Here is a 12,851-nt window from a genome sequence, read left to right as displayed (position 1 = left end):
ACATCTATTTTTATAATCATCAACGATTTCAAGAACGCAACAACGGCCTTGCCCCTCTTGAAATGAGGAACAAGGCCGTCGCCTAATCTTTTATTATTTCATTGTCCACTTGACAGGGAGCAGTTCAGACCTGTTTTCCAATATTATTGATTATTTTTTCAATAAATCGCGGATTTCTGCAAGCAATTCTTCTTGAGTTGGACCAGCAGGAGCTTCTTCTTCAACCTTCTTAGGCATTGCTTTCTCAGCTGCTTTAACAACGAAGAACATTGAAGTTCCGATAATCAAGAAGTTGATAACAGCGCTCAAGAAGCTACCGTATTTAACACCGTTCCAAGCAAGATCAGCGATGTTTTGAACGTTTGCTGCTTTCAATGCAGGAGTTAAAATCAATGGAGTGATGATATCTTCAACAAATGATTTAATAATTGCGCCAAACGCTCCACCAATTACCACTGCTACAGCAAGGTCAACAATGTTCCCACGGAACAAAAATGCTTTTAAATCTTTCAACATATCCTAAATATGTCCTTTCATAAATATTTTACTTTACCTATTATACCCATAAAAAAATATTTTACAAGTAATTTGTTTTAGAAATTTTACATTTTCCCGTATTTAGTATACAATAGAGTATGTTAAACTAAGGGAAGAGTGTTCACTTTTTAAATTAGCTAGTATGATATGAGGAGGGAATGTGCTTTCAAAGGATAAAATTACTGAAATAAAACAAGCTCTCAATATCGTTGACGTTATTGGTGAAACGGTTGCTTTGACTAAGGCCGGACGTAATTATGTCGGTCTTTGCCCTTTTCATGGGGAGAAAACCCCGTCTTTCAATGTGATTGAAGATAAGCAGTTCTACCATTGTTTTGGATGTGGTAAGTCCGGAGATATATTCAAGTTTGTCGAAGAAGTTCGTGGTGTTTCTTTTGCGGATGCGGTAGCTATCTTAGCTGAGAAGGCAGGGTTTCAAGTAGATATAACTCCTTCCTATCATCAAGAGGAGAAAAGGATTAGTCCGCATCAGGTCCTGTATGATATTCATCGGGATGCCGCAAAGTTTTATCATGCCCTTTTGATGACAACCAAAATGGGTGAGGAAGCTAGAGCTTATCTACACCAACGTGGCTTGACAGATGATGTCATAAAAACATTCCAGCTAGGCTTAGCTCCGGCCGAACAGAATATTCTTTACCAAAAACTATCTGGTCAATATGACGAAGAAAGTCTATTGAATTCGGGTTTGTTCAATCCAAGTGAGAATAATATTATTTATGACGCCTTTCAAGCGAGGATTATTTTCCCCTTGGCGGATGAATATGGTCGAATTGTAGCTTTTTCAGGTCGGATTTGGACCGAAGAAGATCGAAACAATAAACAATTAGCTAAGTATAAAAACTCTCGTAGTACTGCGATTTTCAATAAAAGCTATGAATTGTATCATTTGGACAAGGCTAAAGCGGTTATTAAGAAGCAACGTGAAGCCTATCTCATGGAAGGTTTTCTAGATGTTATTGCTGCTCATCGTGTAGGGATTGATAATGCAGTGGCTTCCATGGGAACAGCTTTGACAAGAGAGCATGTTGCACACCTAGCTAAGTTTTGTAAGAAAATTGTTCTGACTTATGATGGGGATAAGGCTGGACAGGCAGCTACCATGAAGGCGCTGGACGAACTACAAGATTTTCAGGTTGAAATCGTGAGTTTGCCAGATAATATGGACCCAGATGAATTTTTGCAGAAAAATTCGGAAGAAGCCTTGCAACAGGTTTTAACCAAGTCACGAATCAGCGATGTAGAGTTTTTGATTCAATACTTGAAACCTGAAAATCCTGACAATCTACAAATGCAGATTGAGTTTGTAGATAAGATTGCACCAATTATTGCCAAAGTATCATCCATTACAGCTCAAAATTCTTATATTTATAAGGTGGCGGATTTACTTTCTGACTTTGATTATAATCAGGTGGAACAGGCAGTAAATGCTGTTCGTCTGAACCAGCGCCAGGAGAGAACACAACAGGTATTTCAATCACAGACTGGTCAGTCTTATTTGCCACCAGTCCAAACGATTGCTCGTATAACGAGTCTTATTCGAACAGAAAACCATTTACTTTATCGGATGGTTGAACATCCTTATATTCTCAATGAGTTCCGTTTACGAGAAGATTTTTATTTTGCGACGCCAGAATTGCAAGCTATTTATGATATGTTAAAAAAATCTGGGGAAATTACCAGTTTTGAACTATCACAGTTGAACGATTCCGCTCAACAGGCTTGGTATCGTATGCAGGAAGAACGTTTACCTAATGAAGTGTCTCCACACGAAATCGAAGAATTAGAAATTCGGCGAGACAAGGAATTGTTAAAGAAGGAGAACCAGCACCTAGCACGGAAAATCCGTGAACATTCCCATGTGGGAAATGTAGATATTGCCCTCGATGAGTTGCAAAAACTCCTCGATAGAAGAAGACAAATGGAGTAAATATGACAAATAAAAAAGATAAAAAAACAGAAGTAACTACTTTTGATGTACAAGTTGCCGAATTTATCCGTAACCATAAAAAACAAGGGTCAGCTACAGACGATGAAATCAATGACCAACTGGTTATTCCATTTACGCTTGATGCTGACGGAATCGATGATTTGCTCCAACGTATTCAGGACGCAGGGATTTCGATTGTCGATAAAGAAGGGAACCCTTCTGCTCGTGCTATGCAGGTAGAGGAAGAACCAGAATTATCTGATGAAGAATTGCTCGGAAGCACTTCTGCAAAAGTAAACGACCCAGTTCGCATGTATTTGAAAGAAATTGGTGTTGTACCTCTTTTGACCAACGAGGAAGAGCAAGAATTGGCATTGGCGGTTGAAGCAGGTGACCCAGAAGCCAAGCAACGTTTGGCTGAAGCCAACTTGCGTTTGGTTGTTTCCATTGCTAAGCGTTATGTAGGGCGTGGTATGCAGTTCCTTGATCTTATCCAAGAAGGAAACATGGGCTTGATGAAGGCCGTTGACAAGTTCGACTACTCTAAAGGTTTCAAGTTTTCAACCTATGCAACCTGGTGGATTCGTCAGGCTATCACTCGTGCCATTGCGGATCAAGCGCGTACAATCCGTATTCCTGTTCACATGGTAGAAACCATTAACAAATTGGTCCGTGAGCAACGCAATCTCTTGCAGGAATTGGGCCAAGATCCAACTCCTGAGCAAATCGCTGAGCGTATGGATATGACGCCTGAGAAAGTTCGTGAAATCCTCAAGATTGCCCAAGAACCTGTTTCACTTGAGACTCCAATTGGTGAAGAAGATGATAGTCATCTTGGAGATTTTATTGAAGACGAAGTCATTGAAAATCCAGTTGATTACACAACTCGTGTCGTTCTTCGTGAACAGTTAGATGAGGTATTGGATACTCTTACTGACCGTGAGGAAAACGTATTGCGTCTTCGTTTTGGTTTAGATGATGGTAAAATGCGCACGCTTGAAGATGTTGGTAAAGTCTTTAACGTAACCCGTGAACGCATCCGCCAAATCGAAGCCAAAGCCCTTCGCAAACTCCGCCACCCATCCCGCAGCAAACCACTCAGAGACTTTATTGAGGATTAAAAACGTCCAGTGGACGTTTTTAACGCCTGCTTGAAAATAAGAGAGCAGGCCTAATTTTCTGGGGGAGGTTTTTTACGGCCGCTTAGAAACACGAAAGCGGACAAGATTCGGGGAATCTTTTTAACCGCTCCCCTTGAAATGAGACAGGGAGCGTAACGTCCAGTGGACTTTTTGACACAAACTTGGTTTGTTTCATCTCCAACCTTCAACAGTCTCCCAGACTGTTGAAGCCTGCCCAGAAATATGAAAGCAGGCTAACCTTTGGTGTTTTAACCCGAGCCTAGAAATAGGAAAGCGAGGAATAAGCCTACGGATAGGCTTTCTCAACGTCCGCCTAGAAACACGAAAGCGGACAAGATTCGGGGAATCTTTTTAACCGCTCCCCTTGAAATGAGAAAGGGAGCGTAACGTCCAGTGGACTAATTTGATACAAACTTCGTTTGTTTCATTTCCAACCTCCAATAGTCTCCCAGACTATTGGAGCTCGCTGCAAACTGGAAACGAGCGCAGTCCAGTGGACTTTTTGACACAAACTTGGTTTGTTTCTTTTCTAGTATTGAACTTGTGAACAAGAAAGAGAGAAAAATGACGTACACAGAAGATCAAATTAAAGACATTCAGGAGCGTATTTTTCATGCTCTTGAAGATGTGATTGACCCTGAGCTAGGTATTGATATTATCAATTTAGGGCTAATTTATGAAATCCGATTTATTGAGGGCAAGGCTGAAATTGATATGACCTTGACGACCATGGGGTGTCCATTAGCTGATTTAATCACCGATCAAATTCATGATGTACTGAAGGAGGTTCCTGAAGTAACAGAAGTAGATGTGAGACTGGTTTGGTCACCAGCTTGGACCGTTCAAAAAATGAGTCGTTATGCTCGAATTGCATTAGGAATTAAATAAAAAAATAAAATGGTTTCGAACGTTTGAAGCCATTTTTTTATTATGGCTTCGAGCCAGTTTTTCTCGAAGAGAAAAACAAGAAAACCACCAGCTATGCTGGTGGCTGCCAAGGCTTTGAGTTTCCATTTCTTTTTCATGTTATAATCTAATTGTTCAGGTCAGATCAAGGAGGAGTAAACTAGTCCAGTGGACTAGTTTAGCATGGCTAAAACCAGTTACAGTTTATCACATACCAAATGGATGTGCTCTATCATATCGTTTTCACACCAAAATATCTCAGTAAGGCGATATACTACAAGGTTCGAGAGGACTTGATACATATTATTCGTCATATACAAAGGCGTGGAAATCATTGAGGGGCACAAGATGCCAGATCATGTTCATATGCTTGTCTTAATATCTCCAAAACCTTCGATTTCCGATTTTTATGGGATACTTAAAAAGCAAAAGTGCTCTAATGATATTTGATAAACATACTAATTTAAAATATAAGTATGGAAATCGAAAGTTTTGGGCTAGAGGCTACTATGTGAGTACCGTTGAACTAAATGAAAAGACAGTTGCGAAATACATTTGCGAGCAGGAGAAAAATGACATTGCACTTGATTCTTGAATGTCAAAGAGTATTAAGATCCATTTCCAGATGGTAGTTTTAGAACAAGATAAAAGCCCGTTGTTACGGGCATTAGTCAAGTAATTATAGCACTAACCTGAACGAAGTTCAGCGAACGTCTTTAGACGTCGCTGGAGAGAAACAGCTTATACCCGGTGTACAAGCAACCCGTTTTCACGGGTGGTTATCACTTTATCCTAATAATTGCTGCAACCATTGGCTTCCATAGATCCAAAAGAAGCTATAGGCCACAACTGAGAAAGGGCGACAAAGTAAAGTGATAATAATAAATTTCCGATAACTCATGCTTGTTAATCCAGTAATCATCACCACTATGTCAGCTGGAGAAATGGGAGAAAGCATGCAGAGAATAAAGAAAACTTCATAACTACGTTTATTATCAATTTTGCTTTCATATTTGTAAAATGTATCTTCAGACATGAAGAGGAGACAAAATTTCTTTCCATAGCGACGAGCCAGCCAGAAAAGGATGATACTACCGATTGAAATTCCAAGATAATTGAGAAAGAATCCCCACCAAAAATGAAATACGAGGAAACCAACAACAGTCGTAACACCGCCTGGAATAATCGGAAATACAACTTGAATAATCTGAATAGCTAAAAAGGAGAGGCTACCTAAAGCACCTTGGCTTTTGATTAAATCGCTTAAGACATTTTGGTCGTTCAAAATGCCAATCTTGTAGAGCCAAAACAGAAAAATAGCAGTCCCGATAAGGGTCAAAATACTTAATACTTGAATGGTTTTTTGCCAAAATTTATACATATCCCCATTTTACCATATTTCAAAATTTTTTTAAATTGTAAGGAGAATGTAAAATAATTTTGCTATTTATAAAAAATTCTGCTATAATAATTCCTGTATCAAATCCTACGGGGTTGTTACGGATTCGACAGGCATTATGAGGCTTGTTCTGCAACTCATCGGCAGATGTAAAAATGCCAGTTAAATATAACTGCAAAAAATACAAACACTTACGCATTAGCAGCTTAATAACCTGCCTGCGTGACCAGTCGCGAATTGCTTGTGTTTGCTGATTGGTCTTAAAATAGCAAGCTACGTTGGGATTGAGTCAGGCAGTTCCAAAAGAGATTTACTGACTCGCTTGGTCTAGGTTTGAGTTATGTATCGAGTTCAAGTTAAAGCAAGACATAACCTATGGTTGTAGACGAATAAGTTAGCAGGTGTTTGGACGTGGGTTCGACTCCCACCAGCTCCATATATGGAAGATTACTCAAGAGGCTCAAGAGGCCGTGTTGGAAACGCGGTAGGCGTGTAACAGCGTGCGTGGGTTCGAATCCCATGTCTTCCGTATGTTATTGAAGAACGACTGATTGTCGTTCTTTTTTTGTCTGTGAATGATGCAACTGAAAACAAATGAAAGTTCAGGTTTTATGGTAAAAAACTTGTTTTTCTTCAAAAATATGATATGATAGTTAACAACATACCAGATGGAGGTTGTGTTAACAGTGTTGAATGTAAATGAATTGGTTAAAACAGAGTTGCATTGTCATTTGGATGGTTCATTGTCCCTCGGAGTTATTCGACAATTGGCACAGATGGCTAAAATCACTATTCCTGCAGAAGATGAAGCATTAAGAAAATTAGTTAGTGTTCACGGAAAAGTTGATAGTTTATTGGCTTATTTAAAGTTATTCGATTTTGTTCGTCCACTCTTACAAACCGCATCAGCTTTAGAATTGGCAGCCTATGATCTTGTACGACAAGCTGCAAGAGATAAGATCATTTACATTGAGGTTCGTTTTGCACCAGAACTGTCGACGGATCAAGACTTGACTATTTTACAAGCGGTCTCAGCAGTTTTAGTTGGACTAAACAGAGGGCAGGAAGATTTTGGAGTGGTTGCTAAACTTCTGGTTTGTGGTTTAAAGCAAACGAATCCGAATCAAACGAAGGAACTCTTTTCGGCTATTGCTGATTTGGCACCCAAAGGATTGGTCGGTTTTGATTTTGCCGGAAACGAGGCAGATTACCCAACGGAAAATCTGGCTGAACTACTTAAATATACCCAATCTCTAGGTTATCCCATGACTTTCCATGCCGGAGAATGTGGATGTGTGACCAATGTGATTCAAGCTCTTGAACTTGGGATTAGAAGGATTGGTCATGGCACGGCACTTACTCGCAATCCTGAAGCTATCCAAGCTTTTGTCAATAGCAGAGCAACACTTGAAATGTGTCTAACATCGAATCTTCAAACTGGTGCAGCTGATTCGATTGAACATTTTCCATATCAAGAGCTAGTTGAAGCAGGAGCAAACATCACAATCAACACAGATAATCGTACCGTTTCTAATACTACACTTAATAGAGAATATCAGTTATTTGTAGAATATTTTGGGACTAGCAAGGCTGATTTTTATCGCTTCAATCAAAACGCTATTCAGGCAAGTTTTGCCAGCGAAGAAGAAAAGAAAGTTTTGTTGGAATTCCTAGATCAACAGTATTAAGAAAAAAGCTCTATACCGGTTGATTAGACCAGTAAGGAGCTTTTTTATTGTAGATTTAATTTCTTTGTCATAATGAAGTGGGTTCCAAAGTAGTAAGCAAAAGCTAGGATAATATTGACTAATGCTAAGACTGGACTTGGATAGAGAGAAAATGGTGTAGAATAAGCTACTCCTAGGTTACTTAGGACAAAGAAAGTGCTAAATACTCCAGTAACGATGAGAATGCCGATATAAGTCAAGATTGCAAAGAGGAAGCGATGATCCTTGAATAATTGACCGACAGATATAGAGAAGTAGATCAAAAGGATACCAGTGGTAATTTCAATTAAATAATAGACAAGCTGACTAAGTAAAACAGTCCAGTCGATAGCTTGAACAAAAGTTTGTATTTCTGGCGTAACGGCTTCCTCGCTTGCTGCTAGAATGACTGCAAGGATGATTCCAATTGAAAGTAAGCAAGTAATACCTGCCAAGACATACCAAACAATAGAGGCAAGTAGTTTGCTTAAGATGATCTGATGGCTAGATACCGGCAGGGTCATAGTGAGATAACCTTGTCGACCATAAACATTTTTTCTAAAACGGTTGATTACTAGAACAAATGTTGACAAGAAGAGTGCGGCAATCAAAATACCAAAAGTCATAAAGGATGTTCCTAATAAGACCATCTCTCCACCACCAGGTTCAGTATTTCCAGCCTGTGTACGTAGGGCCAATGCTTGTAGCCAAAAACCAAGTACTGCTGATAGGGCCACAGCTGCAATATAAATTCCCAAATACCATTTACCTACGGATTGAAATTCGTATTTCAATAATTTTTTAAACATAGCAATCTCCTTCTAACTAAGCCTTAAAATCTTGGCGGAAGAGTTCGTCAATAGATTCTCCGCTTTCAATTCGCAAGTCATCTACATTCCCATGGCGAATAACGCTTCCGTAATGGAGGAAAATAACCTCGTCCAAAATTTGCTCAACATCTGAAATTAAGTGAGTAGAGATAATAACAGAAGCAGTCGGAGAGTAGTTGTTGACGATGGTTTTTAAAATGTAGTCTCGGGCGGCAGGATCAACACCACCGATTGGCTCATCTAAAACATACAGCTGCGCTTGACGGCTCATCACCAGAATGAGCTGGACTTTTTCCTTATTCCCCTTGGAGAGATGTTTCATACGACTGTTTAAATCAATACCCAAATCTTGTAAAAGATGGAGAGCACGCTCCTTATCAAAATCAGCGTAAAAATCTTCAAAAAATGTAATTGCTTCGAGCACTTTCATATGTTCATCAAGATAAGTGGTATCTGGGAGATAAGATACAATTGCCTTGGTTTCTGGCGATGGTGTGCGACCATTGATCAATACTTGACCATATTCTGGCTGCAACAGACCGTTGATCAATTTAATCATGGTTGTTTTACCCGAACCATTTGGTCCCAAAAGTCCTATGATTTTTCCGGCAGCTAACTTCAAATTAACATTATTTAGGGCGACAGCTCCACCATAAGATTTTGAAACTTGCTGTAGCTCAACCAAAGTATATGCGTTACTCATAAGTAACTCCTTTCAAATAATCATCTAACTGGCTAGTGAGTTCATCGTGTCTGAAGCCCAATTCTAACATATTGTTCACGAAGTTCTCCAGTTCCTTTTGGGCTAAATGTAGGCGAGTTTGCGTAATCAATTCCTGATTATCCGTTACAAAACGGCCTGTTGTGCGAACCGAGTAAACAAATCCTTCTGTTTCTAAGTCAGACAAAGCGCGCTGAACGGTATTTGGATTGACGCCAGCAATGTCGGCTAAGTCACGAACAGTTGGAAGTTTATCTCCAGATTTTAATTGATTAGTCACAATCTGCAATTTAATAGTATTGCTGATTTGAATATAGATGGGGATGTTATTATCAAATTTCCAAGCCATAATCGTTTCCTTTCTAGGATGACACCCGTGTGTATGTCTTATATTAATAATACAATAAATCATATAAATTAGCAAGGGAAATGTTTTGAATTTTTTTAAAATATTTTTTGATGATTATTTGATATAATTTAAGAAGAAACAACAAAAGGAGAATACCATGCTAGCACAATTAGATACAAAGACAGTTTATACCTTTATGGATAGCATGGTGACGATAGAGAGTTATGTAGGCAGGGCTAAAGAGCTCGGTTATCACGCATTGGGGATAATGGATAAAAATAGTCTTTATGCAGCCTATAGTTTTATGGAATCCTGTAACAAAATGGGGCTTCAACCAATTATTGGTTGTGAACTGGACTGGAAATTACAGGAAGGGGAGCAGGACATCACTACTCAATTGATTGCTCTGACAACCAGAGGTTATCGCAATCTATTGAAAATTTCGACTGCTAAAATGACAGGGCAAGATGATTTTGAAACTATTCGTCAATATTTAGTCGACATAGCAGTGGTTGTTCCTTATTTTTCTGGCATTGAGCACCTTGAGTTAGGTGTTAACTATTATATCGGAGTAACGGTTGATACACCAGTTCAATACTTTAAGCAAGCAATACTCCCAATTCATACGGTTCGTTTTTTTGAAGAGGAACAATTGGAAAGTCTACAGGTTCTACATGCTATTCGAGATAATATTCCACTTAATCAAGTTGTAGATATAGATAGTCGACAGAAGCTTTTATCGGCTGATAGCTTAACCAATCTACTTTCTAATCGGTTTCCGCAAGCAGTTGATAATTTACGTGACTTGGTTGCAGGGATTTCTTATCAATTAAATACAGATTTAAAATTGCCGCGTTTTAATCGTGACAGACCTGCAGTGGAAGAATTATACGAACGCTCCTATCAAGGATTAGAAGAAAAGGGCTTGACTAATTCACTGTATAAGGAACGCTTGGCAAAGGAATTATCCATTATTCATCAAATGGGATTTGATGATTATTTCTTGATTGTATGGGACCTACTTCGTTTTGGACGTAGCCAAGGGTACTACATGGGAATGGGGCGCGGTTCAGCTGTTGGAAGCCTAGTTGCCTACGCCTTAAATATCACAGGTATTGATCCTGTTAAGCATAATCTTCTATTTGAACGCTTTCTCAATGCTGAACGTTATTCAATGCCCGATATTGATATTGATATTCCAGATATTCATCGAGCAGATTTTATTCGTTACGTACGAGATCGTTATGGTTCAACCCATGCTGCGCAAATTGTAACCTACTCGACATTTGGAGCTAAGCAGGCCATTCGTGATGTATTTAAGCGTTTCGGAACACCTGAATATGAGTTAAGTAATATTACCAAGAAAATTTCATTTAGGGATAGTCTTACTTCTGCCTATCAGCGAAATGCCGCTTTTCGTCAGATTATCAATAGTAAGCTAGAGTACCAAAAAGCTTTTTCGATTGCTCAACAAATTGAAGGGCAACCCCGACAGACTTCTATCCATGCAGCAGGGATAGTGATGAGTGATGAGGACTTGACAGATACCATCCCTCTTAAAATAGGGGATGACATGCTGGTAGCCCAATATGATGCACATGCTGTTGAGGCGAATGGTCTGTTGAAGATGGATTTTCTTGGCTTACGAAATCTAACCTTTGTGCAAAAAATGGCAGAAGGAGTACGTGAACGTTATCAGCAGGAAATTGATATTGCCAAGATAGATTTAGAAGACAAGAAAACCTTGGAACTTTTTGCTGCTGGTCGGACTAAGGGAATTTTTCAATTTGAACAGCCTGGTGCGATTAGCCTGCTTCGAAGGGTCAAACCTGGTCGATTTGAAGATATAGTTGCAACAACGAGTTTGAATAGACCGGGGGCTAGTGATTATTCGGATAACTTTGTAAAACGCAAACATGGACAAGAGACAGTTGATTTGTTGGACCCAACCATTGCTCCTATTTTACAACCGACTTATGGTATCATGCTTTATCAGGAACAGGTCATGCAGATTGCACAGGTCTATGCAGGCTTTACGCTTGGCAAGGCGGATTTACTCCGCAGGGCGATGTCTAAAAAGAATGCGCAGGAAATGCAGGCAATGGAAGCGGAATTTTTACAGGGAGCACTGAAAAACGGACATGCTGAAGAGAATGCAAGGGAAATATTTGGCATGATGGCTAAGTTCGCTGGTTATGGTTTTAACCGTAGCCACGCCTATGCTTATTCAGCCTTAGCCTTTCAAATGGCCTATTTCAAGAGTCACTATACGGATGTCTTTTTTGATGTCATGCTCAATCATTCTAGCAGTGCTTATATTGAAGATGCGATGCAGTTTGACTTTGAGGTAGCTCGACTCACGATTAACAATATTCCTTATCACGATAAGTTTGATAAAAGTAAGGTTTACCTAGGATTAAAAACACTGAAAGGTTTGCCTAAAGATTTAGCTTTATGGATATTGGATCATCGTCCCTATAAGTCTGTAGAAGATTTTATTTTGCGCTTGCCAGATAATTTCAAGAAAAAGGATTTACTAATCCCTCTTATTCAGATTGGTTTATTTGATGATTTTGACGCCAATCGTAAAAAGATTATTGAAAATCTAGACAATCTCTTTGTCTTTGCAGAGGCAATTGGTACATTTTTTGCAGAGGAGAGTTATAGTTGGACAGATGTAGAAGATTACAGCGACAGTGAAAAATTTATGCTAGAGCAAGAATTGCTAGGTGTTGGTATTAGTCCGCATCCTTTAGTCAATATTTGTCGAGAGTCTAAGCGTAGTTTTACAGATTTGGCTGATTTAGCGGTTGGCAATCGAGCGACCGTTCTTGTGCAGATTCAAGCTATTCGATTGATTCGTACCAAAAAGACTGGGGAGCAGATGGCATTTCTTCGAGTGACAGATACCAAGAGGACGCTTGACGTGACTCTTTTCCCCGAATCTTATCGCCAATACGCTTCTATTTTGGAAGAAGGGGGAATGGGCTACATCACAGGTAGAGTGCAAGAGCGTGATGGACAGTTGCAATTAGTTCTAGAAAAATTAGAGCCTGTCAGTTTGGAGAAATTTTGGATTCTTTTGGAAAATCGAGAACACGATTATGCCGTTGCTCGTATTTTGGATAAATATAGAGGAAGCATTCCAGTAGTACTTCATTATCAAGATAGTAATCAGACAATTCAGGCTGAGCATCACATGGTTATGAAAACGCCTCAATTAGAAGAAGAGTTAAGTGAATTTGTTATGAAAACGATTTTTCGATAAAAAAATAGCAAAAAGTCAAGCAAGTTTAGGTTAAGTATGTTA

Annotated in this window: 10 protein-coding genes, 1 tRNA gene, 1 other RNA gene and 1 pseudogene; 8 read left to right on the top strand and 5 right to left on the bottom strand. The window is 39.2% G+C overall.

Annotated elements, in window-relative coordinates; genetic code table 11:
* Window positions 1–150: 150 nt before the first annotated feature.
* Complete coding sequence (gene mscL, locus ODU50_RS09310) at window positions 151–516, bottom strand: large conductance mechanosensitive channel protein MscL (protein ID WP_044754859.1); 366 nt, start codon at window positions 514–516, stop codon at window positions 151–153.
* Window positions 517–697: 181 nt separating this feature from the next.
* On the opposite strand from mscL, the gene dnaG reads away from it, so the two are divergent.
* From dnaG to tnpA, 4 genes and pseudogenes are all read left to right on the top strand, one after another.
* Window positions 698–2,488 carry a DNA primase gene (gene dnaG, locus ODU50_RS09305; protein ID WP_044754857.1) on the top strand — a complete coding sequence of 597 codons (1,791 nt, stop codon included), beginning with the start codon at window positions 698–700 and terminating at the stop codon, window positions 2,486–2,488.
* A gap of 2 nt (window positions 2,489–2,490) precedes the next feature.
* Window positions 2,491–3,609, top strand: a complete 1,119-nt coding sequence (gene rpoD, locus ODU50_RS09300; protein ID WP_002935555.1) for an RNA polymerase sigma factor RpoD — start codon at window positions 2,491–2,493, stop codon at window positions 3,607–3,609.
* Window positions 3,610–4,194: 585 nt separating this feature from the next.
* Entirely contained in the window at window positions 4,195–4,518 is a 324-nt protein-coding gene (locus tag ODU50_RS09295) for a metal-sulfur cluster assembly factor (RefSeq protein ID WP_044754854.1), read from the top strand.
* A gap of 201 nt (window positions 4,519–4,719) precedes the next feature.
* Window positions 4,720–5,131, top strand: a pseudogene (gene tnpA, locus ODU50_RS09290) (IS200/IS605 family transposase).
* A 192-nt stretch (window positions 5,132–5,323) separates the two neighbouring features.
* On the opposite strand, the gene ODU50_RS09285 reads toward tnpA, so the two are convergent.
* Window positions 5,324–5,917 (bottom strand): TVP38/TMEM64 family protein, encoded by a 594-nt coding sequence (locus tag ODU50_RS09285; RefSeq protein WP_044754852.1) that lies wholly within the window; start codon window positions 5,915–5,917, stop codon window positions 5,324–5,326.
* A gap of 109 nt (window positions 5,918–6,026) precedes the next feature.
* Here ODU50_RS09285 and ssrA point away from each other — a divergent pair.
* The 3 genes from ssrA (at window position 6,027) to add (ending at window position 7,623) form a co-directional block, all read left to right on the top strand.
* Window positions 6,027–6,374, top strand: a transfer-messenger RNA (tmRNA) gene (gene ssrA, locus ODU50_RS09280).
* 2 nt (window positions 6,375–6,376) lie between these two features.
* Window positions 6,377–6,464 (top strand) — tRNA-Ser (locus ODU50_RS09275).
* 157 nt (window positions 6,465–6,621) lie between these two features.
* Complete coding sequence (gene add, locus ODU50_RS09270; RefSeq protein WP_161947045.1) at window positions 6,622–7,623, top strand: adenosine deaminase; 1,002 nt, start codon at window positions 6,622–6,624, stop codon at window positions 7,621–7,623.
* A gap of 44 nt (window positions 7,624–7,667) precedes the next feature.
* Here the strand turns inward: add and ODU50_RS09265 are convergent, their stop codons facing one another.
* The 3 genes from ODU50_RS09265 to ODU50_RS09255 are packed head-to-tail and all read right to left on the bottom strand — an operon-like array spanning window position 7,668 to window position 9,541.
* The gene (locus ODU50_RS09265; protein ID WP_044754850.1) at window positions 7,668–8,450 is read right to left on the bottom strand and encodes a hypothetical protein; all 783 of its coding nucleotides are present in this window, start codon (window positions 8,448–8,450) and stop codon (window positions 7,668–7,670) included.
* Between the two features lie 16 nt (window positions 8,451–8,466).
* Complete coding sequence (locus ODU50_RS09260; protein WP_023370791.1) at window positions 8,467–9,174, bottom strand: ABC transporter ATP-binding protein; 708 nt, start codon at window positions 9,172–9,174, stop codon at window positions 8,467–8,469.
* Window positions 9,167–9,541 (bottom strand): GntR family transcriptional regulator, encoded by a 375-nt coding sequence (locus ODU50_RS09255; RefSeq protein WP_002935537.1) that lies wholly within the window; start codon window positions 9,539–9,541, stop codon window positions 9,167–9,169. Before ODU50_RS09255 ends, ODU50_RS09260 begins: the two co-directional genes overlap by 8 nt.
* Window positions 9,542–9,698: 157 nt before the next feature.
* Between ODU50_RS09255 and ODU50_RS09250 the strand changes: the two genes are divergently transcribed.
* Window positions 9,699–12,809, top strand: coding sequence for a DNA polymerase III subunit alpha (locus ODU50_RS09250; protein WP_044754846.1), 3,111 nt, complete (start codon window positions 9,699–9,701; stop codon window positions 12,807–12,809).
* Window positions 12,810–12,851: the final 42 nt, after the last annotated feature.

The organism is Streptococcus sp. 2020WUSS084, assembly GCF_044427445.1.
GTDB classification, from domain to species: domain Bacteria; phylum Bacillota; class Bacilli; order Lactobacillales; family Streptococcaceae; genus Streptococcus; species Streptococcus suis.
Note: the sequence above shows the minus strand (reverse complement) of the source record. Positions and strands in the feature narration are given on the sequence as shown.

Excerpts from the sequence above, each read along its gene's own strand:
- mscL (WP_044754859.1), bottom strand. The coding sequence starts at position 516 with ATGTTGAAAGATTTAAAAGCATTTTTGTTCCGTGGGAACATTGTTGAC.
- rpoD (WP_002935555.1), top strand. The coding sequence starts at position 2,491 with ATGACAAATAAAAAAGATAAAAAAACAGAAGTAACTACTTTTGATGTA.
- ODU50_RS09295 (WP_044754854.1), top strand. The coding sequence starts at position 4,195 with ATGACGTACACAGAAGATCAAATTAAAGACATTCAGGAGCGTATTTTT.
- ODU50_RS09285 (WP_044754852.1), bottom strand. The coding sequence starts at position 5,917 with ATGTATAAATTTTGGCAAAAAACCATTCAAGTATTAAGTATTTTGACC.
- ODU50_RS09265 (WP_044754850.1), bottom strand. The coding sequence starts at position 8,450 with ATGTTTAAAAAATTATTGAAATACGAATTTCAATCCGTAGGTAAATGG.
- ODU50_RS09260 (WP_023370791.1), bottom strand. The coding sequence starts at position 9,174 with ATGAGTAACGCATATACTTTGGTTGAGCTACAGCAAGTTTCAAAATCT.
- ODU50_RS09255 (WP_002935537.1), bottom strand. The coding sequence starts at position 9,541 with ATGGCTTGGAAATTTGATAATAACATCCCCATCTATATTCAAATCAGC.
- ODU50_RS09250 (WP_044754846.1), top strand. The coding sequence starts at position 9,699 with ATGCTAGCACAATTAGATACAAAGACAGTTTATACCTTTATGGATAGC.